The sequence below is a fragment of the Rhodococcus sp. (in: high G+C Gram-positive bacteria) genome, assembly GCF_049299235.1.
Lineage (GTDB): Bacteria > Actinomycetota > Actinomycetes > Mycobacteriales > Mycobacteriaceae > Rhodococcus.
This window is the reverse complement of record NZ_JBAQXC010000012.1, coordinates 49694-70125: the sequence shown is the minus strand read 5'-3', so window position 1 is coordinate 70125 and position 20432 is coordinate 49694. Positions and strand designations below refer to the sequence as shown.

General features: G+C 64.5%; 16 protein-coding genes. 6 read left to right on the top strand and 10 right to left on the bottom strand.

The genetic code is table 11. From position 1 onward, the window contains the following. The 6 genes from WAX14_RS00765 to WAX14_RS00740 form a co-directional block, all read right to left on the bottom strand. The coding region (locus WAX14_RS00765) for a dihydrodipicolinate synthase family protein (RefSeq protein ID WP_422626187.1) at positions 1-965 on the bottom strand (965 nt) is incomplete at its 3' end. A 12-nt stretch (positions 966-977) separates the two neighbouring features. Beyond that, a complete protein-coding gene (locus tag WAX14_RS00760) occupies positions 978-3071 on the bottom strand; it encodes a hydantoinase B/oxoprolinase family protein (RefSeq protein WP_422626186.1) in 2094 nt (697 codons plus the stop codon). Between the two features lie 15 nt (positions 3072-3086). Then, positions 3087-5210, bottom strand: coding sequence for a hydantoinase/oxoprolinase family protein (locus WAX14_RS00755; RefSeq protein WP_422626185.1), 2124 nt, complete (start codon positions 5208-5210; stop codon positions 3087-3089). 53 nt (positions 5211-5263) lie between these two features. Next, positions 5264-6523: an MFS transporter gene (locus WAX14_RS00750; protein WP_422626184.1), complete on the bottom strand. Its 1260-nt coding sequence runs from the start codon at positions 6521-6523 to the stop codon at positions 5264-5266. Positions 6524-6760: 237 nt separating this feature from the next. Continuing rightward, the gene (locus WAX14_RS00745) at positions 6761-8233 is read right to left on the bottom strand and encodes a PucR family transcriptional regulator (protein ID WP_422626183.1); all 1473 of its coding nucleotides are present in this window, start codon (positions 8231-8233) and stop codon (positions 6761-6763) included. Positions 8234-8472: 239 nt separating this feature from the next. Further along, a complete protein-coding gene (locus WAX14_RS00740) occupies positions 8473-9888 on the bottom strand; it encodes an MFS transporter (RefSeq protein ID WP_422626182.1) in 1416 nt (471 codons plus the stop codon). Between the two features lie 611 nt (positions 9889-10499). Between WAX14_RS00740 and WAX14_RS00735 the strand changes: the two genes are divergently transcribed. From WAX14_RS00735 to WAX14_RS00720, 4 genes are all read left to right on the top strand, one after another. Further along, the gene (locus tag WAX14_RS00735) at positions 10500-11468 is read left to right on the top strand and encodes a cyclase family protein (protein ID WP_422626181.1); all 969 of its coding nucleotides are present in this window, start codon (positions 10500-10502) and stop codon (positions 11466-11468) included. Beyond that, positions 11465-12238 carry an SDR family NAD(P)-dependent oxidoreductase gene (locus WAX14_RS00730; protein WP_422626180.1) on the top strand — a complete coding sequence of 258 codons (774 nt, stop codon included), beginning with the start codon at positions 11465-11467 and terminating at the stop codon, positions 12236-12238. The genes WAX14_RS00735 and WAX14_RS00730 overlap by 4 nt, the downstream gene beginning before the upstream one ends. 204 nt (positions 12239-12442) lie before the next feature. Then, entirely contained in the window at positions 12443-12652 is a 210-nt protein-coding gene (locus WAX14_RS00725) for a hypothetical protein (protein ID WP_422626179.1), read from the top strand. Next, a complete protein-coding gene (locus tag WAX14_RS00720; protein ID WP_422626178.1) occupies positions 12649-12930 on the top strand; it encodes a hypothetical protein in 282 nt (93 codons plus the stop codon). The genes WAX14_RS00725 and WAX14_RS00720 overlap by 4 nt, the downstream gene beginning before the upstream one ends. Before the next feature lie 131 nt (positions 12931-13061). Here WAX14_RS00720 and WAX14_RS00715 read toward each other — a convergent pair whose 3' ends face one another. After that, positions 13062-14027, bottom strand: coding sequence for a 3-hydroxyacyl-CoA dehydrogenase family protein (locus WAX14_RS00715; RefSeq protein ID WP_422626177.1), 966 nt, complete (start codon positions 14025-14027; stop codon positions 13062-13064). A gap of 149 nt (positions 14028-14176) precedes the next feature. Beyond that, positions 14177-15523 (bottom strand): histidinol dehydrogenase, encoded by a 1347-nt coding sequence (gene hisD / locus WAX14_RS00710; protein WP_422626176.1) that lies wholly within the window; start codon positions 15521-15523, stop codon positions 14177-14179. A gap of 327 nt (positions 15524-15850) precedes the next feature. Here hisD and WAX14_RS00705 point away from each other — a divergent pair, with 327 nt between their 5' ends. After that, on the top strand, positions 15851-17227 hold the full coding sequence (locus WAX14_RS00705; protein ID WP_422626175.1) for an MFS transporter: 1377 nt from the start codon (positions 15851-15853) through the stop codon (positions 17225-17227). A gap of 95 nt (positions 17228-17322) precedes the next feature. On the opposite strand, the gene WAX14_RS00700 is transcribed toward WAX14_RS00705, so the two are convergent. Both WAX14_RS00700 and WAX14_RS00695 read right to left on the bottom strand, forming a co-directional pair. Then, positions 17323-18399, bottom strand: a complete 1077-nt coding sequence (locus WAX14_RS00700) for a LacI family DNA-binding transcriptional regulator (protein WP_422626174.1) — start codon at positions 18397-18399, stop codon at positions 17323-17325. A 317-nt stretch (positions 18400-18716) separates the two neighbouring features. After that, positions 18717-19754 carry a beta-ketoacyl-ACP synthase III gene (locus tag WAX14_RS00695; RefSeq protein WP_422626173.1) on the bottom strand — a complete coding sequence of 346 codons (1038 nt, stop codon included), beginning with the start codon at positions 19752-19754 and terminating at the stop codon, positions 18717-18719. Positions 19755-19843: 89 nt separating this feature from the next. On the opposite strand from WAX14_RS00695, the gene WAX14_RS00690 reads away from it, so the two are divergent. After that, the gene (locus tag WAX14_RS00690; RefSeq protein ID WP_422626172.1) at positions 19844-20431 is read left to right on the top strand and encodes a TetR/AcrR family transcriptional regulator; all 588 of its coding nucleotides are present in this window, start codon (positions 19844-19846) and stop codon (positions 20429-20431) included. The last annotated feature ends 1 nt before the right edge of the window (position 20432 follow it).

Here is a 20432-nt window from a genome sequence, read left to right as displayed (position 1 = left end):
GCGAGGGGCAGGCCGATGCTGCGGAGGTCGTCGTGCAGTTCGGCGCGCGCCGCCTCGTCCATCTGCGTCAGCGGCGGACGAACCGGGCCGGCGGCCATTCCGAGTGCCTCGGTCCACACCTTGAGGTTCGCGATCGGCATCAGCTTGGACGCACCCCACGGGTCGTGCAGCCACTTGTCCATGAGGTCACGCTGTGCGCCCAGCGTGTCGGCGATCGCCTTGGCTCCCTCGATGTCGCCGTTGAACGCGAGCGCGGTGTAGTCCTTGATCGGGGTGTGACCGGGATACTGGATGATGTACGGCGCGGGCGACGACGTGTAGAGACGGAAGTTGTGCTCCGTGATCAATTTCAGCCACTTCCGCTCGTCCGGGTCCGCGACGATCAGGCGATCTCCCGCCACTCGCACGGTTTCGAGGGTGTGCTCCAATGGTTGCGGATTCTTCACCGCCACAATGTTTTCGAGGTCGGCGAGCCGGTTGAGCATGTCCGGGGCCAGGTTGATGCCGGTGTACCCGGTGTTCGAGATGAGGATCCCGATGTCCGTTCGGTCCGAAATCCACTTGAAGTAGTCGTAGATTCCCTCCGTCGGGCTCACCATGAAGTACGGGTTGCCCAGGGCGGCGTAGGTGGCACCGATCTGCTCGGCATGGTGTGTCAGCGACACGCTCTCCCGCGCCGAATGATGGCCCGTCTGGACGACGACCGGGACGCGCCCGGCGACCTCCTCCACGACGGCTTCGGCGGCGCGGCGCCTCTCGTCGAGATCCAATGACCAGAACTCGCTCATGAAGTGGCCGCAGAAGATGCCGTCGAGAAGATCGTTCTCGACGTAGTAGCGGACGTTGCTTCGCAGGCCCGCCTCATCCAGTTCGAAGTCTGCCGTGAACGGATAGGGAATTGCTCCCCAGACTCCTGTCATATTCTCGCGCGCATAGGTCTTGGCGTTCGATCGTGTGTACAGCATGTGTTGTGTCCTTCAGTCGTCGGAGGTGATCGGGCCGAGTTCGCGACGGGTGTCGCCGCGCTTACGTATCTGGACGTCCACCAGGTAGCCACTCGCCGGGCAGATGTACTCGTGCAATTGGAAGAACGGGCTGTCGCCATCCCACTTGCGGCCGATGAGCGGTCCCGCACCGCCCACCGCACCGACGCGCTGAATCAGCGCGGGGTCCGACCGATGCGTGGTGATCGAATCCTGTACCGGGGCGGTGCCGTCGAGCCGCTGGGTTCGGATCTGCAGGCGCAACTCCTGTGTTGCGTGCGCGTCGAGTTCACCCGACGAGATCACGACGCCGTAGGCCGTGCGCGCCTGCTGTTCCGACACATCCCCTCTGGTCACGTCGGCTACGACGGAGGCCGGATCGCGCAGGAGCGGATCCTTGAGTCCGCCACCGCCGTGGGGCGAGGTCACGAGGATGTCACCGGCCTCGAGGAGGAGCCGGGCCTTCGACGACAGCAGTTCGACCTCCCCGCCCCACTCGTCGACGTCGTCACCCCGTTGTTCGCGCACCAGTCGGTCCAGTGTGTCCGGCTGCCGGACGACGCTGGTGTTGACGCCGGCACCCGGGTAGCCGCCGTCGTGCCCGGCGGCGCACGAGTGCTGCGCGCCCTGGGTGCTCACGGTGACGTTGAGCCGGCTTGTGCCACTGAGCGCCATCGCGCTGGTGACTGCGAGACCACCGCGGTGACCACCCGCGCCACCGGAGTCCTGTGCGCGTCGACGGTAGAGATACACGAACGGGCTCAGCCCTTCCACCGATTCCACGTTGGGCACGTTGGCCTGGGGAACGGAGAGCATTCCGGCAGCCGTATAGCCGTCATCGAACGACCGTGCGCCTCCGCCGCCCAGGTGGGAGTCGATGAGCATGGTGCCGAACGGTTCGCCGTACTGGTTTTCGCCGAACACGTTGTACACGTACGGTGAACCGCTCCAGTTCGCCATTGCCGGTTCCACACCGGCCGACGGGCTGTCGGTGATCATTCGTGCCACTGCGGACATCGCCGCATTGGATGTGTGGTGTGTCGCGCTGATGGATGCGCCACCGACGGGGGCCGGGAAGCGGGCGTGATTGAGGGTGCCTTCGCGTGTGGCGATCTCGACACAACGCATCACGCCCTGGTTCCACGGGATGTTGGCGCACAGTTGCGTCATGACCGGAGACAGCGAACCGGCGAGGGCCCCCGCATAGGCGCTGTTGATCGAACCGTCGGTCTGATCGTCGGTCTCCGTGTAATCGAAGTGGAGTGCGGTGCCGGCCTTGCTGAGCTTGAGCCGGATGCCGTAGGCGCCGTCCTCGTGGCCATTGTGGTCCATGAAGTCCTCGGCGAACCATTCGCCGTCGGCGATCGACGCGAGCCGTTGGCGCAGTAGGAGTTCGGTGTAGTCCATGCAGTCCTGCATGGTGTCCGAGACCGCCCCGACGCCATAACGATCGATCGTCTCGGCGAGCCGCTCCTTGACGACGTTCGACGACGCGATCATCGCGCGCAGGTCGAGCTCGAGGGAGCTGGGCGTTCGCGAATTGGTCAGGTAGGTCGACACGGCATCGTTCTGGATCCGTCCGTCCCGCATCACGCGCAGAAATCGATAGCGCGGCGCCTCCTCGTATGCGGTGTGGGCGTCGAGGTTCCAACTCCCGGGCACCGGCCCGCCGACGTCGATCTGGTGCACGATGCAGGCAGTCCAGGCGATGAGTGTGCCGTCGTGATGCACGGGTGCGACGCAGCACACGTCGTTCTGGTGCAGGGCGCCCATCCAGGGGTCGTTCGTGAGGTAGACGTCGCCGACCCCGACCTCGTCTCCCAACGATTCGATTGCATTCCGTACCACCTCGGAGATCGCGGCGGTGTGATGGATGAGGTACTGGCCGAGCGTGACCAGGTTGCCCTCGGCGTCGGTGAGCGCGACCCCGAAGTCGTTCGCTTCCGAGGCGACCGGCGAACCCGAGACGTTGATCACGGTCCTGCCCTGCTCGTCGTTGATCTGCCACAGCCGGTGGCGCAGCACCTCGAAGGTGATGGGGTCGGTTCGGGGAGTGAAGCGTTCTGTTTCGGTAGGTGCCAAACTCATGGTCTGTTCCAATCCTCAGTGGCGGACGTAGTAGTTGCCGGTTTCATCCACTTCGAGGATTTGACCGGGGTGGAGAGGGATGGTGGTTCCGTAGGTGTCGATGACCGCCGGACCGATGACGGGCTGGTCGGGGGTAAGCAGTTCGCCTCGATAGACCGGCGTCGGCGTGTACCCGCGATCCGGCCAGTAGACCTCACGTTCGCCGACCAGCGGGTCACCCGATTCCTGGTAGCGAGGCCTGCTGATCGTCGAGGCGCTGCCGGGAGGGGTCACCGTCGCGTCGACACGGATGGTGATGAGCTCCAATGCCGACAGCGTCGAGCGTGCGCCCTTGCCGTACAGCATCTCGTACTGACGCTCGAAGTTCGCGACGATCTCGTCGAAGTGCGTCTGGCCGATGGGAAGTTCGGCCCGCACGGGAATCGTGAGTTCGTTCGTCTGGCCCTTGTACCGCAACTCCATGTGGATCTCGAACGTGCCGTCGTCGCCTGGGACGCCGTCGCGCTGCAACTGCTCGCGCATGTCGTCAGAGAGACTGCGGACGATCTCGTTGACCTCGTCCGAGACGGAGGGGTCGACGGGTTCGCCCTGTCGGATGATCGTCATGGGACGGAGGGAGCGACTCGAGAAATGGCGGATGTCCGATTGCCCGATACCGAAGGCGGAGAAGACCGTTGCCGCGGCCGGGATGATGCTGGACTTCACGTCGACCTCGGGACCGTACCCGGTGCAGTGCGTCGGTCCGCAGCCGCCGAAGTTCACGAGGGTGAACGTGCGCGGGTCGTAGCCACGTTCGATCGTCATCTGTCGGACGAGATCGCCCATGTGGGAGTTGGCAATTCGGTAGATCCCGAACGCGGCCTCCTCAACCGAGATGCCCAGCGGCTTCGCGATGTTCTCGTTGACGACTTCGATGGCCTTCTCGCGGTCGAGTTTCATCGCACCGCCGAGGAAATAGTCCGCGCTGATGTAGCCGAGAACGACGTCGGCGTCCGTGACCGTGGCCAGCGTGCCGCCGCGTCCATAGCACGCCGGCCCGGGGTACGATCCCTGGCTCTGGGGGCCGAGTCGGATCGCGCCGACCTCGTCCAGCCAGGCCACACTGCTGCCGCCCGCACCGATGCTCACGGCCTCCACCGCGGGCACCCGCAGAATGTTGCGCTCGACGATGGTCTGGCTCGCGGTCTGGGGCGACCCGTCGACGATCAGCCCGACATCGAAACTGGTTCCGCCCATGTCGGCGGTGACGATGTTCGGCTCGCCCAGTTGCTCACCGAGTTTCTGTGCCGCCACGATACCGCCGACGGGTCCGCTGTGGAGTGAGGTGACCGAACGCTCGGCGAGTTCGCTTGCCGGGGACAACCCGCCGATCGATTGCATGATGAGGATCTCGCGGCCGTACCCGGTGCTCGACACGACGTCTTCGACGCCGCGCACGTAGTTCTGCAGCGTAGGTCCGAGGAAGGAGTTGATCGCGGTCGTGTTGGCCCGCTCGTACTCGCCGATGACCGGAACGAGATCACTGGACGTCGTCACATAGATATGCGGGTGACGCACCGCAACAAGCTTTTTCAGTTCCTGCTCGTGAACCGGGTTGCGGAAGGACCAGAGGAGGCAGATGGCCAGGCCTTCGATCCCTTCGGCAGCGAGTTCGTCCACGACGCGCGTTGCGTGCTCGACGTCCAGAGAGGCGATGACCTCGCCCTGGTAGTCCACACGCTCGACGACGCCCCGGATCAGGTCGCGGGGGACGATCGGGTCCGGGCGCTCGGCGTGCCGGTAGTCGGTGATCTCCATCGCGTCGAGCCCGGCCGTCCGGGAACGCACTCGCCCGATGAGCAGGGTGTCTTCGAAGCCCGCTGTGGTGATGAAACCGGTCTTCGTGCCCTTGCGCTGAATGAGAGCGTTCGTCGTCACCGTCGTGCCGTTGACGAACAGCCGGCACTTGGACAGGACTCCGCTCGCACTTTCCCCGAACCGGCTGGCGGCGGCATCGATGGATTCCAGGAGCCCCTTGGCCGGTTCGTGTGGCGTGCTGGGTGCCTTGCCGACGAACAACTCGCCGTCCGCGTCGACGATGGAGGTGTCGACGAAGGTGCCGCCGGTGTCGGTGGAGATGAGATACATGGTCGCGTCCAATCCGATAATTGTTGCTGTGACGTAGAGGTACGCCGATGAGGAGGGGAGATTTTCTACCGGAACAGTTGGTCACTGGGTCGGTAGGTGAACATGACGATCAACGAAACGGCGGCGAGGGCAACCATTGTCGACGCGCCGGCAACTTGCCAGCCGAACTTGGTGGCGAGGAAGGCAATCAGGTAGCCGGAGATGCTCGACGGGATGTACAACATGGCGACGAAGAGGCCGGTCGCAAATCCCCCCCGGCTCGCGGGCATGTTCTTCTGCAGCAGAGACATGCTGTTCGGGTAGACGATGCCGGTGAACAACATGCCCATCAGGAAGGACAGGATCAGCTGGATCGCGAATGCATCGGATACCACGATGAATATCGAACTACCGACGACCATGAATCCGGACAAGGCGATCACGTTGAGCCACTTCTGGTTCCAGCGATCGGCCAGCATTCCGAGCGGAATGGCGCTGATCCCGCCGATTCCGAAGCTGCTCATGACGATTGCTGCCTCTCGGGTCGAGAAATCGCGCACCGAGATGAGGTACGTGGGATACAGACCCAGGTAGCCGTAGATCATGACGCCCGTTACCGCGGCGATGGCGCACAGTCGAACGACATTTCGGGTGGACAGTCGGCTTCGTTCGACGAGCGAGGGCTGATCGTGTGCGACGGGTGAGGCGCCGTCGCCGATCGTGCCCGTTTGCGTGACCGAGCGGGGAACGAAGTTCCACAGCAGCATGACAACCACACCGAAGAGTGCCAGCGCGATCAGCGGTGTCTGCCAATGGCCCGTGATGTCCATGATGCTTGCACCGAAGACAGGCGACAGTGCGGCGCCCAGGCCGTAGGCACCCGTCAGCACCCCCAGGGCCATCGTGCGGCGGTGATGGAAGAAGGCGCCGGCCACGGCGAACAGGGCCGCGTTCTGGATACCCTCTCCGATTCCGGTGAGCACGCGATAGACGAACATGTCGGCGAACGAGACCGCCGTCGCCTGGAGTCCCGTCGCGACGGAGAAGATACCGATGGAGGTGACGATGACCAACTTGCGATCGAACCGGTCCGCGATGATGCCGGCGGGTATGCCCGCCAAGCCGATGCCCAGAGTGAAGATGGTACTCAGTAGGCCTGCCGCCTCGATCGAGAAGCCGTAGTGTCCCTGGATTTGCGGCAGGAGAATGGGGAAGATCTGACGATCCATCGCGTTCAGCATGTTCGTCGTTGCCATGATCGCGAGGACGATCATCAGCCGTGTCGGGCCAAGAGCGTGGCCACGGATGATGGTTGCTGCCCGCAGGGGGGAAGTTGCTTCGGTCACCGTCGACTCTCTTCGTCGAGTGGATTAGTGGTCTAAATCACATGAACCGGTTGTTGATTAGTTCATCACAGGCGCATCGGAATGTATTCCTCATATGAGAGGAAAGAATGCAGAAGTCTTCCTCGATTTGGAGTATTCGACTGCGTGCGCGCCCCCGGATGTCGCTCCGTGCACGGGCGCTGATCTGCGGAGCCGACGCGGATCGAGTGGGTGTCTTCGGTTCGGTGAGAGGCGCGGTTACGAGCGCAGGAGCACGAGGCACAGCAGGCGCTCGTCGGGGCTGTTCAAGTCGATGTCGAAGAGTTCGGCGATTCGTCGCAGCCGATACCGCAACGACGTCGGATGCAGGTTCAGCGTTCGTGCCGCCTCCGGTACCTGTCCGTTCTTGGTGAGGTACACGTGCAACGTCCGCGCGTACTCCGATCCGTGCGCGAGGTCGTACGCCCGAAGCTCGTCCACCTTGTCGTACCGGACCACCTGGTGCATGTCCCGGGCGGCCTCGGCGAACCGATCGAGCAGCAGTGCCGGTGCCGCCGCGGGAATCGTCATCACGCGGGACGTGCGTGCCTCGTGGCGCCGGAGCGATTCGAGCATCAAGTCGGCCTGAGTACGCAGCAACGACAGGCAGTCGAGGCCGGCCACCGTGTCCGTCACCGCCACGTGGAGTGGGGTGTTCAGTGTGCGAGAACAGGACTCGAACAATGCTTCCCCGAGAAGGGTGCCGCTTCTGCTGCCCGCGGACGGCGGCGCCGCAATGCAGTAGACCGCGTTTCCGATCGTCGACACCGCGTATTTCGAGTGGGCGGCCCGGCACGACAGTGCGACGGTGTTCTGCAGCCGCTCCTTCTGCCGATCGTCCAGGTCGGCCGCGTCGCTGGTGCGAATCACGATGAGTACGACTGCGGCCACGTCCGACAGGCCGAGTTCTTCGATGTCCGTACGTGATACCGGTTCGCCTGCGAGGAGTGCCCGCATGTGACCGGCCTTCGCAGCCCGCTCGGAAGCGTAGAGTTCCAAATGCCGCCGCAGGTGCGGCGCGGCCGCCGCAGCCGCGACGCGCAGTCTCTCGGCGGCATCGGCCGGCAGCGGGATATTCCCCTGGGCCAGCCAGATCACACCTCTGAACTGGCGATCCACTCTGATCGGAGCGATATAGCGTTGACGCTCCAGGAACGGCCCGCCGTCGAGTTCGATGACGTCGTCGGTCGTGCGAAGCCGCTCGAGTGCTCCTGTCGTTCCCAGATAGTGCACCCACTCGGCGGGCATGCTGCGGGTCAGAATGGCAGCGTCGCGACCCGGATCGTTGCCGACCCAGTCGATCGAATAGCCGAGTACGGACAGCCGTGCGTCCTCGATGACGACCGCGCCACCGAGGTAGTCCGCCAACGAGTCCGCCAACCGGTGGATATCCCCCAGCGCGACCGTGCCGCCGACTGCGCCGGGCCGTGTGCCGGCGGACTCGACCACCGACCTCGACTCGTCCAGCACCTGGATCCAGGGCACCCCCTCCCGCTTACACCAGACGGCGACCCCCGTCTCCTCGGTGACCCGCTGCACAGCGGCGACGTCGAACAGTTCCGGAACGTGATCGAGAACGATGCCGGGAACAGCGGAGGCCGCGAGCAACGCCACGAGCGGAGCTACATCGGCCCGCTCGGGCTGGCTCAACCACAGCTGAACATCATGGGAGCCAGCGAGATCCGATGTCATGTCATAGATCGCGACGCCAGTGACATCACGAACTGCCGAACCGTGACCGAGTGTCGTCACCGGAGCGACGAACCCGCTCCCGAGCATCGACGCGAAGGTTCGATTCGTCAGCGGGGCACCCGACGTTCGACGATCCGGCAGGTCACGAGCGGACGTGACAGGCCCTCTCTCATCGGAAGACATGACGCCAGCGTATCGTCATCGATTGCTCGGCACGTCCGGGTGGGCCGTGCGGTCAGTCAGGATACCGGTGTGCCCCGGCCGCGGGTGCGTTGCTTCTCGATTTCGTTGTCCAGCGCTTCGATCGACTTCCCGCGAGTCTCGAATCCCACGAACAGGAACATCGCGGCGCACAGCAGGTACCACGCCGCGAAGTAGCTGAATCCCGGAAGCAGGTTCTGCTCGGACGCCTCGGGTTTGACGAGGTTCGACGATCCCAGAATCAAGCCAAGACCGAGCGGGCCGATAATTTTGCCCAGACCGCCGATTCCGTACGAGAATCCCATCCCGGTAGTGCGAAGCTTGCTCGGCCATACCTCTGCCGAGTACGGGCCGACGATCGCGAATCCACCTTCGCCGAAGAAGTAGACCACGATCATGATCAAGAAGAATGCGGATATGCCCATCCACGTGACATTGCCGATCATCCCGGCCAGGACAGTGGTGACTGCAGCACCGATTCCGGCGAGGCCGCCCGCGAGGCGTCGGCCGATCACCTCCGACAGGTAGGACAGCGCGAATCGGCCGGCCAATGCACCCAGGGTCACGAAAATCATGAAGAATCCGGTCTCCGTCGGGGAGATTCCGACGACGATGATCAGCAACGTCGGTGTCCACAAGGTGAGTCCGTAGTAGCCCGTCTGCATGCCCAGGTTCGCCAGCACAGACGTCCAGAAGCTTCGGGGATACCGGATGAGATCACGGAAAGAAGTACGGGCGCTTGCTGCTTCGTCCACGACGCCGATGCCGGGAGGAACGTCGTCGATGGGCCTGTCGAGTGCCCACGCAATCGACCGGCGCGCACCTTCGAGGTCGCCGTTCCGAGCCAGGTAACGTGGAGATTCGGGGATGCCGAGACGCAGCAGAAGGACCAAGAATCCCATGGCCGCTGCCACCACCAGGATGCCGCGCCATCCGATGACATCGGCAAGCAGCCACACCATGAGCGACCCGGCAAGGAATCCCAGTGGCACCGAGGCGGTCACCACTCCCGCTACGCGCCCACGCTTGGCCGCCGGCATGTACTCCTGTACGAGCGGGAGATCGACGACATAGAGTCCGCCCGCCCCGAATCCGATGACGACGCGGAAGAACGTCAGATACAGCCACCCGTACGATGCCGAATCAGGGGTGAGAGCCAAGGCAGCCGTCGCAGCGGTGAAGATCAGGATGGTCATCAGGAAGACTCGTCGCCGCCCGATCCGGTCCGCCAAACGACCGAAGAAGATCGCCCCGATGATTGCGCCGACTCCGGAGGACAGAAGAATGATCGAACTCTGCCCGAAGCTCAGATTCCATGGTCCCGCAACGAATGTCAGGATGAACCCGATCAAGAAGTAGTCGAGAAATTCCAGGCACACCGCCCATGCGGCGATCACAGCCAGCGTAAGTTGTCGCCGTGAGAGTTTCTGCTGCTGATCCAACAGTTCGAACATGATCCGGCCTCGTCTCGTCTCGTCTGTACCGGAAGCGTCACCGGTCGATGTCATCCGCATCCAGACCGTTCCGGGCGGCGAGTCGATATCGAATCGTGGGCCGGGTTCTCCGCCCCTGCCTCATCCTGGTCGGTTGGGTAAGCGCACCTGTGCTGAGCGCGGGCAACCCGACGGCGTGGGTATCGTTGAGTTCCCTGCGCGATAGAGTACGTATACATCTGGCGGCGGCGCAAGCATTCGGCCCTCCGTATTCGTGGAAGAGCGCGCTCGATGCACTGCGCGATGCCGGTCCGGTGACGGTGGTGCCGTCGACGCTCTTCGTGAGTTCGCCCGGTTCTGTGCGATCTTCGAGACGGCGGGGTTTCCAATGTGTTGCAATGCTGCCGGGCATCCGGTCTTCCGTTCGTGCGCTCACTCGCTGGGTCCACGCGTCGACCTCCGGGTCGGGGCCGCGCTCGCGGGCACCTCCATGGCCTTGACTTAGCATACGTATGCATCAATGATAGGTGCATCACATATCGAGGAGGATTCGTGATCCAGCACGGCGGTGCGCTCACCGAATCCGCGAGAACGCCCTGATCGCTCGGCATTGGACAAAGGAGTCGATAACGATGTCAACCGCACACCCGGAGATCACCTTCGATCTGTTCCACAAGCTGTACAAGTCCTGCTCCAACTGGGGCCGATGGGGCGACGACGACGAGCGGGGCACCCTCAACCACATCACCCCCGATGTCATTCGCAACGCGGCCTCGCTCGTCCGCACCGGCAAGGCGATCTCGCTGCAGCTTCCGCTCGACGGCAACGGTCCGCAGACAGGCGCATTCGGCAGGGTGAATCCCGTGCATCAGATGGCCGCGACCGGAACCGACCACCTGGCGCATACCCAGACGTACAGCAGCGATCCGCTCGGATGGGGATTCGCCGACGACAGCCTCTTCCTGTTCCTACAGGGAGGTACGCAGTGGGATGCGCTCGGGCACATCTTCCGTGACGGTGTCATGTACAACGGGTTCAGCGCCGGCGAGGTCACGTTCACGGGAGCGAAGAAGGGCGGCGTCGAGAATTTCCCGACCGTGGTTTCGCGCGGTGTCCTCCTCGACATCCCGAAGGTGAAGGGACGCACACACCTCGAGCCGGGCGAGGCGATCTACCCCGAGGATCTCGACGAAGCGTGCGAGAAGCTCGGTGTCCAGGTGCAGCGGGGCGATGTGGTGCTCATCCGCACCGGTGACATGCAGGCCCGCAAGCATCTGCCGGCATGGGGCGGCTACTCCGCGGGCGACGCCCCGGGTCTGTCGTTGTCGTGCGCGTCGTGGCTGCACGCGAAGGAAGTTGCCGCCATTGCCACCGATACGTGGGGCGCAGAGGTCCGGCCGAACGAGCTTCCCGACACGTTCCAGCCGCTGCACCTGATCATGCTGGTCTCGATGGGGCTGCTCGTGGGCGAAATCTGGCATCTCGACGATCTCGCCGCTGACTGCGCCGAGGACGGTACGTACGAGTTCCTCTTCGTCGGACCGCCCCTGCACATTCCCGGCGCCGTCGGGTCGCCGCTGAATCCGCAGGCGATCAAGTGAGCGCGCCGGAATCTCTTTCCTCGACCGGCATCTCGCTCACCGGCAAACATGCGTGGGTGACCGGCGGTGGCGGAGATATCGGCCGGGCCAGTGCTCTCGCGTTGGCCCGCGCCGGTGCCCACGTTCATCTGATCGGCCGCAACGCGGACCGGCTCGACTCGGCCGCAGCCGACATCGCTTCGGTGGTGGGACGCCGCCCCGAGACCTACCCGCTGGACGTCACCGATATCGACACCGTCACCGAGTTGTTCCAGGGTGCAACCGTGGACGTGCTCGTCAATTCGGCGGGGACGAACATTCCGCAGAACCTCGACGAGGTGCGCGCCGACGACTTCGACACGGTATTCGACGTGAACGTGCGAGCCGCGTACTTCGTCACACAGCAGGCCGTACGTGCCATGCGCAGGGACGGCCGTCGCGGGTCGATCATCATGATCTCCTCGCAGATGGGGCATGTCGGCGGACCGAAGCGGAGCGTGTACTGCGGATCGAAGTGGGCGGTCGAGGGCATGACCCGTGCGCTCGCGCTCGAGCTCGGGCCCGAGGGTATCCGGGTGAACACCGTCGCCCCGACCTTCGTCGAGACCGAAATGACTCGGGAGTTCTTCGAGGACGCTGCTTTTCGAGAGTTCGTGCTCGGGAGCATCCCGCTGGGCATGATGGCCCAGTCCGCCGATGTCGCCGCTGCCGTGGAGTTCCTCGCAGGCGACGCTTCCCGCATGATCACGGGAACGTCCATTCGCGTCGACGGAGGCTGGACCGCCCAGTAGCGGGTGGCCGCCGTGAGCCGCGTCCACCAGGTTCGGCGGGCAGGGCTCACGGCGGCCCGGCGGGTGATCGTGGAGCGAGCACGCACGGCAACGTGTCGGCCGTGCGCTCGACGAGTGGGGTTTTCTCACCGGGGTGTGTGAGGGCACTGTGGCCGGCGGCGCGACACCGCACGGTTGTCGGGTAGACGTGTCAAAATCATCGCCGTGAACGCACAGACGAGCCCGGTCGTGGAATCGACGGTGATACCGGCGATGGACTACGGGCAGGTCTGTCTCGGCGGCGGACCCGAGGACATCGGCGACGACAGCGACCTCGACCCTGCACAACTGTGGGAGATGCCCGGGCACGGCATCCCGACGAACACCCCGTCCGTGGCGGACGGATCCGACGGCCCGGTGACGGACGGGCCATGAAGCCGCGGCCGACGATCATGACCGTGCTGGTGTTCACCGGTTTCGGTGTGTTGTGCGGGATCGCCGGCGCTGCCGTGCTGTGGTGGTTCGCCTCGCGGCCGTTCGACTTCTACATCGCCGGCTACCAGCCGCTCGACTTCGCGTCCGTCAGCATCGACTCTCCCTCACCCTTCGGGTACATGGCTGCACTGGTTCTGGGTGGTGGCGTGCTGGGGGCACTGGTCGGTGCACTCGTTCACCGGACCGGATGGAGCCTTACCCGGCGAACACCACGGTAGGGAGCACGCACAGTCCAGGGGTGCGGCATCGATGTGAGCAACCGCGACTATCTGTGCGGTTGCGAAACCACTCGCTGCCCGCCCGAATCGGGCAGGCAGCGAGTGGTGGACCATGCTTCCGAATTGCCTTGTTACAGACCGGGTGCGGGACCGAGGTCCGCTCGCAGCGCGGACAATCGGGCGTAGGCCTGTTCGCGGTAGGCGACGAGCGCGTCCTTCTCCGAGTCGGCGATGTCGAGCAGACCGCGACCGGACTTGATTCCTAGCCGGCCCTGTTCGATCAGGTCGACGAGTAGGCCGGGCGCGGCGAACCGTTGCCCGTAGGCCCGCTCGAGGGTGTCGTAGGAACCCTTGTAGACGTCCAACCCCGCCATGTCCCCGATGGCGAACGGCCCGAAGAGGGCGAGTCGGAAACCGAATGTGCTGCTGACGACGGCGTCTACTTGCTCCGGTGTCGCGGTCCCCTCCTCCACGATCGACAGGGCTTCCTTGTACAGCGCGAATTGCAGCCGGTTGGCCACGAAACCAGGTGTGTCGGCCACTCTGGCGGTGATCTTGCCGAGCGATCTGATGAACGTTTCGACGATGCCGACAACCTCCGGGTCCGTGGCGGTGCCGGCGATCAGCTCGACACCGGGGATGAACGGTGCGGGGTTCATCCAATGCACGCCGAGGAAGCGAGAGGGACCGCGGACTTCCTTCGCGAGGTCCTCGATCGGGATCGCCGAGGTGTTGGTACCGATGATCGCGTCCGTTCGCGCCGAGGCCGCTACCCGACGCAGTGTGCCCAGCTTGATGTCGATGACCTCGGGTACCGCTTCGGTGATGTAGTCCGCGTCGGAGACCGCATCCTCGATCGACGATGCGGCACTGAGATTATCGGCGACCGTCGCGGCAGCATCGACGGCAAACAAACCCAGGGATTCGTACTGCGCAGCCTGTGCGATCAGCCGCTCACGCGACTCTCGCGCGGTTGCCGCATCGACATCGGCAAGGGTCACAGGATATCCGGCCAAGGCGAGGACCTGCGCGATCCCTCCGCCCATGTACCCCGATCCCACGACGCTGGCACGTGAAATCTTGTCCAGAGTGGTCATAGTTCTACTTTCGGATTCGGATTCCGGAGGTAACACTGCGTCGCAGTATCGGGGTCAGGGGCCGGATCACAGCAAATACTGTTGGGACACAACATCGTTGGAGACCGCGACCGGTCGGCGGATGGTGTATCTGCCGAATGTGCTTCTGCCTACGTGGTGAAGCGGTGATCGGACCACGACAGCGCCTCGCCCCGGTACTTGGCGGCGCGCACATCGCCGGACCGAGCGTGACCCTCGAAGTACTCCACCCGGGCCGCGCGGCCGCACAGTTCACCGAAGAATGCGCTGGACTCGGTGTTGGTCACCTCCTGGTACGTCACGGTGCGCAGGTACTTGCCGACCCACAGGCCGCCGGTGTAGCGGGCCGCACCGCGGGTGGGCAGCACGTGGTTGGTGCCGATGACCTTGTCCCCGTAGGAAACACAGGTTCCTTCACCGAGGAAGAGAGCGCCGTAGTCGTGCATCTTGTCGAGCGCTTCGCGCGGATTCTCGGTGAGGATCTGCACGTGCTCGGATGCGTACTCGTCGGCCAGCGCGTACGCCTCGTCCAAGGTCCCGACGACCCGGACCTCGCCCCAGTCGCGCCAGGCCACGTCCGCGTAGTCACGGGTGGGCATGTCGACCAGGATGGTGTCGATGTGCTCGATCACGGCGCGGCCGAGTTCTTCACTGGTGGTGATGAGCACCGCCGGTGAGTCGGGGCCGTGTTCGGCCTGCGAAAGCAGGTCCACCGCGACGATGAACGGGTCGGCGTGTTCGTCGGCGACGATGAGCACCTCGGTCGGGCCCGCGAACAAGTCGATGCCGACCTCGCCGAACAACTGCCGCTTGGCTTCGGCGACGAAGGCGTTGCCGGGGCCGGCGAGCATGTTGACCGGGCGGATGGTCTCGGTGCCGACGGCCATCGCGGCGACCGCCTGGATACCGCCGAGCAGGTAGATCTCGTCGGCTCCGGCCAGGCGCATCGCGGCGATGGTCGCGTCCGGCACCTCACCGCGGATCAGCGGTGTGCAGGCGGCTACTCGTTCGACGCCGGCCACCTTGGCGGTGATGATCGTCATGTGTGCGCTGGCGAGCAGCGGGTACTTGCCGCCGGGGATGTACGCGCCGGCCGCCTGGATCGGGACGTTCTTCTGCCCGAGGAACACGCCGGGGAGGGTTTCGATCTCGAAATCGGTGAGTGATTCGAGTTGCTTCTGGGCCATCAGCCGGACCTGTTCCTGCACGAACGTGATGTCCTCGATCACCTGGCGCGGCACCCGCGCAACGATCTCGTCGAGCTGTTCGTCGCTGAGCAGGTAGCTGTCGGCCGCGTAGTTGTCGAACTTCTCCGAGTACTCCCGCACGGCGGCGTCACCGCGCTGCCGGATGTCCTCGATGACGTTCTCCACGGTCGTCCGCACCGACGAGGTGCTGCCTCGCTCGACGCTCTCCTTCTGAGGAACCTTGAGGTCGAGGGTGCGGATCTCGGGGCGGTGAGTTGCGGCGGTCGTCATCTGAGAACTCCTCCATCGAGTGGTCGGCGGACGGTCGCCCGCCGATGGAAGTCACGTGACCGCTCCCAACATGGCGCCGGTCACTGACTGGAATTGTATACGTATGCACATCAGGTCGGCAAGGGTGCTGCGCTATTTCCGTCGGTAGGCTCCGCTACATCCGCTTTTGAGCTGCGTATATGCGCGTTCCCTCTTGGTGGAATCACGCATGGGGTCCAGGGCGAACAGAAACCTCTTCGTATCTGAAGTGATTACGTATACAATCTGTGCCAGGCTCGATTAGATGCAATCTGCGCCACTCCCCGTTTCTTCAGTATTGGAGCTCACATGTCTGTCGACGCATCGACGAACCCGCCACCACCGAGTTCCGCTGCTCCTGCCGTGACCGTCGATCCGGCCATGCGCCGGCGGGCGATGGTGTCCTCGGTACTGGGTTCGTGTATCGAGTGGTACGACTTCTACGTGTACGGTGTCGCCGCGGCGATCATCCTCAACAGCCAGTTCTTCCCGAACGTCGATCCCTTCGTGGGGATCTTGTTGTCGTTCAGTACCTATGCGATCGGCTTCGCGGCACGACCGATCGGCGGAGTGATCTTCGCGCACTTCGGCGATCGGGTCGGCCGCAAGCAGATGCTCATGATGACCCTCGGCCTCATGGGCTTCGGAACGTTCATGATCGGCTGTCTGCCCGGTTACGCTTCGATCGGCATCGCAGCCCCGATCATCTTGGTGTTGCTGCGCATTGTGCAAGGACTCGGGGTCGGCGGGGAATGGGGCGGCGCGGCGCTGATGGCGACCGAGTACGCACCACCGAAGCGTCGCGGATTCTTCGGCTCGTGGCCGCAGATCGGCGTGCCGGCCGGCACTCTGCTGGCGAACGGAGCCTTCTTCTTGGTCGTCGGGTTGCTGCCCGAGGAAGCCTTCGAATCCTGGGGTTGGCGGATTCCGTTCCTGTCGTCGATCGTGTTGGTCGCACTGTCCTTCTACATTCGCAGCAAGGTCGCCGAATCCCCGGTCTTCGAAGAAATCAAGGCGAAGGGCGAAATCGAGAAGATGCCCGTCGTCACGGTCATCAAGACCCGGCCGGTGACCATCGTGCGGGTCATCATGATGCGCTTCGCCGAAAACGCGAACTACTACATCTACACCACGTTCCTGCTGGCCTACGGTCCCGAAATTCTGGTTGCCAAGAACGACATCCTGCTCGCGACGATGATCATGGCAGGCCTCGGTCTGTTCACCATTCCGTTCTGGGGCTGGGTCTCGGACCGGTGGGGCCGCCGCTACACAGTGATAGCCGGCGCGGTGGTCATGGCGCTGATGGCATATCCGTTCTTCTGGGGCGTGCAGACCGGCGACTTCCTGATGATTCTGCTGATGCTCATCCTGACCTGCAACATCGGGCGCGACCTGTGCTATTCGGTGGAACCGGCCTACTTCACCGAGCTGTTCGAGCCGAAGCTGCGGTATTCGGGGGCGTCGGTCGGGCCTCAGGTCGCCGCAGTGCTGGCCGGTGGATTTGCGCCTCTGCTCGCCACCGCCCTGGTCGGCCCCGACTTCGATCGCTACTGGCTCGTCGCCGGATACATGGTGCTCACCTCGGTCATCACGATCGCCGGTGCGTACTGGTCACCGGAAACGGCACCTCGGGTGCGGCTACGCCGAGGATGGAGCGAAGAACACGACCCCACCACGGGACGGTAGATGCGAGACCACTGAACGGTGTGACATGCGTCCGGGTCGCGACTGCGCGACCCGGACGTCGTGGTCTCTGGCGGGGCGAACGCCCGGGCAGAACGCTATCCGCCGTAGCTGAACACCGGCGCTCCGTCGTCGTCGTGTCGAGGCGTGTCGTCGGTGCGCGGCGGTGTCGAAGCGGTCGGTGGTGTGGCCGCCGTCGACCCCCGCTGAACCAGGTGGGAACGGAAAGTCAGTGTCTTGTACGGTGCGTTCGGATTCTCGATTCGTTCGAGCAGAGCTTCAGCCCCGGCCTCCGCCATCGTCCGCGTCGGTTGGTGCATCGTGGTCAGATCGAACGCCGGCCATGCACCCATCGCGATATCGTCATATCCGACCACCCACAGTTCTTCCGGCACAGCGACATCAGCGGCACGTGCGGCGTCGAGCGCGCCGAATGCGATCAGATCATTGCTGCAGAAGATCGCCGTCGGCCGGTCTGCGGACGCGAGGATCTTACTCGCTGCGGCATACCCGTAGTCGTGACTGAATGTGGTTCCCTCCACAGTCCATTCGGCCCGCAAAGGCACCCCGGCCTCGCGCAACCGCTCAGCGAAACCACGGGTCCGGTCGCGGGCGGTACTGGCGCTGGACGGCCCGCCGAGCATTGCAATCTTGGTGTGTCCGTTGGCGAGAAAGTAGTCGGCAACTGTGCCGCCGCCGACCGCGTTGTCGCTGACCACCTGATCACACTGCAAAGTCTCGACGACTCGATTGATCAGTACGACGGGGCTGTTCTTAGCCAGCGCGGCGCGCAGTGGAGCCGAGGCTTCGACCACCGTGGTGAAAATGACGCCGTCGATCGATCCGGCGTTGATCGCTTCCAGGGCAGCATCATTGCCGGGCCCGTCGGAGTTCCACAACGTCACTTTCTGTCCCGCTCGGTCCAGGTACTCGGTCAATGCATCGAGGATCTCGGGGTAGAACGGATTGGTCAGGTCAGCGACGACGACCCCGATGGTGTCGACGCGGCCCGTCTTCATTGCTCGCGCCCCGAGATTCGGGACGTATCCCACTGACGCGGCCGCCTCCAGGATTTTCTTACGGGTGGCTGCACTGACCTTGCCGTTGCTGAGCGCGCGCGAGACCGTGGCCTGGGACACCCCCGCGAGCCGTGCGACATCCCTGCTCGTTGCCATACGCATCTACCCCGATTCTGCATTGCACGCTGTGCCGGACACCGCAGCGGCCAGGTCGTCGTGTCGCCCATACTCCCATGTCGACGCTGATGACTTTCCTGGTGGACCGCCATCGGGCAGGCTGATCTAGAGCGGTCCGCGTTCTTCGCGGTCCGGGACAACGGCAATTGTATACGTATGTAGATTCTGCTCTCGGGACGAACTTTTCGGCGAAGGCAGATGCGGCCGCAGCAGTCGCATCGCGCCTTCACATCACTGCTGCCCGAGCGCCGGAACGTCATGCCCGAGCCTTGGGAATACGCTGCGCGAGCGTCGATTCAGGCCAGCGGCGGCAACTTCACCACCTGACCCGCGTACGCGAGTCCGGCACCGAATCCGACGAGCAAGGCGGTGTCACCGGGCTTCGCGGCGCCGGACCGGAGCAGTTCCTCCATCGCCATCGGGATCGAAGCGGCGCTGGTGTTGCCGGTTTCGACGATGTCGCGGGCGACCGCGACGGAGTCCGGAAGGTCCAGTGCCCGCACGAGCGCATCGGTGATACGGCTGTTGGCCTGGTGCGGCACGAAGGCGTCGAGATCGTCGACGGTGACGCCGCCCTTCTCCAAGGCTCCGCGGCAGGCCTTCTCGAGGAAGGTGACGGCCCAGCGGAACACGGCGGCGCCGTTCATCCGGATGTAGGGGCGTTCGGGTGCGACGTCACTACCGGCGGCCTCGGCGACCTCGGCGAAGAAAGTCTTGAAGTCCTTGTCCTGCTTGATCGCTGTGGTCTGGGTGCCGTCCGAACCCCAGGCGACCGGGCCGATTCCTTCGGTGTCGGACGGTCCCACCACCACGGCACCGGCCCCGTCGGCGAAAATGAACGCGCAGGTCCGGTCGGTCGGGTCGAGCAGGTCGGAGAGTCGTTCCACGCCGATGACCAGCACATGCTGTGCCTGACCGGTGCGGACGAGGCCGGCCGCGTTGCCGAGGGCGTAACAGAATCCGGCGCACCCGGCGGAGACGTCGAATGCCGCGGTGTCCTCCATGCCGAGTTCCGACGCCACGATCGCGCCGGCCGACGGGCCGAGCACCATCTGCGACGACGTGGCCAAGACGACCGTGTCGATCTGGGCGGCGTCGACGCCGGCGGCGGCCAGCGCATCGCGGGCCGCGGCCACGCTCATGGAGACGATGGTTTCGTCCGGTTCCGCCCACCGGCGCGCGGTGATGCCGGAGCGGGTCCGGATCCATTCGTCGGAGGACTGGATGAGGTCGACGATCTCGGCGTTGGGCACGACCCGGCGCGGCCGGTACGCACCGATGCCGAGGATCGCGGCGTGGGCGGCGGAAGCTGCGGTGGCAATGGCGGCAGGCATGGCATCCTCTCCGTGTGAACCGATTGGTTCACGTGCGGAGTACAGCTAACATGAACCGATCGGTTCACACAAGCGGGAAGGGGTCCGGATTGACGACACTGCGGCCGCGCGCCCGATTGCTCACGACCACCATCTCGATGGTTCAGGAGGTCGGCGTCCACGCCGCCGGTCTCACCGAGCTGCTCAAACGCAGCAACACCTCCCGCAACTCCCTCTACCACCACTTTCCCGGTGGCAAGGGTGAGCTCGTCGAGACCGCGACCCGCATCGTCACCAGGCTGGTGTCGTCCCACCTGACCGTGACGGCCGAACGTTTCCGCGGCGCCGAATCGGTCGGGCAATGGCTCGACGACCTGTTCGCGTTCTGGCGGGACCCCCTCGACTCCGGCGACCTCCGCCTCGGCTCGTTCATGATGGCCGCGGCCCTCGACGAGGAGAACCCACCGGTGCGTGCCGCGGCGGGCCAGGGGTTCACGGCATGGACAGGTGTCCTCACCGAGGGGTTCGTCGCGGCGGGATTCGCGGCCGCCGACGCGCGCGCAGTCGCGGGACTGCTGTTGTCGGTGATCGAAGGGGCCATCGTGCAGAGTCGGGCTCTGCGGTGCACCGATCCGTTCACCGATGCCAGGATCGCGCTCGCACCGATGCTCGAGCGACACCTCGCTGCCGTGCCCTGAC

Excerpts from the sequence above, each read along its gene's own strand:
- WAX14_RS00715 (WP_422626177.1), bottom strand. The coding sequence starts at position 14,027 with ATGACCACTCTGGACAAGATTTCACGTGCCAGCGTCGTGGGATCGGGG.
- WAX14_RS00735 (WP_422626181.1), top strand. The coding sequence starts at position 10,500 with ATGTCAACCGCACACCCGGAGATCACCTTCGATCTGTTCCACAAGCTG.
- WAX14_RS00705 (WP_422626175.1), top strand. The coding sequence starts at position 15,851 with ATGTCTGTCGACGCATCGACGAACCCGCCACCACCGAGTTCCGCTGCT.
- hisD (WP_422626176.1), bottom strand. The coding sequence starts at position 15,523 with ATGACGACCGCCGCAACTCACCGCCCCGAGATCCGCACCCTCGACCTC.
- WAX14_RS00700 (WP_422626174.1), bottom strand. The coding sequence starts at position 18,399 with ATGGCAACGAGCAGGGATGTCGCACGGCTCGCGGGGGTGTCCCAGGCC.
- WAX14_RS00695 (WP_422626173.1), bottom strand. The coding sequence starts at position 19,754 with ATGCCTGCCGCCATTGCCACCGCAGCTTCCGCCGCCCACGCCGCGATC.
- WAX14_RS00720 (WP_422626178.1), top strand. The coding sequence starts at position 12,649 with ATGAAGCCGCGGCCGACGATCATGACCGTGCTGGTGTTCACCGGTTTC.
- WAX14_RS00745 (WP_422626183.1), bottom strand. The coding sequence starts at position 8,233 with ATGACATCGGATCTCGCTGGCTCCCATGATGTTCAGCTGTGGTTGAGC.
- WAX14_RS00740 (WP_422626182.1), bottom strand. The coding sequence starts at position 9,888 with ATGTTCGAACTGTTGGATCAGCAGCAGAAACTCTCACGGCGACAACTT.
- WAX14_RS00760 (WP_422626186.1), bottom strand. The coding sequence starts at position 3,071 with ATGAGTTTGGCACCTACCGAAACAGAACGCTTCACTCCCCGAACCGAC.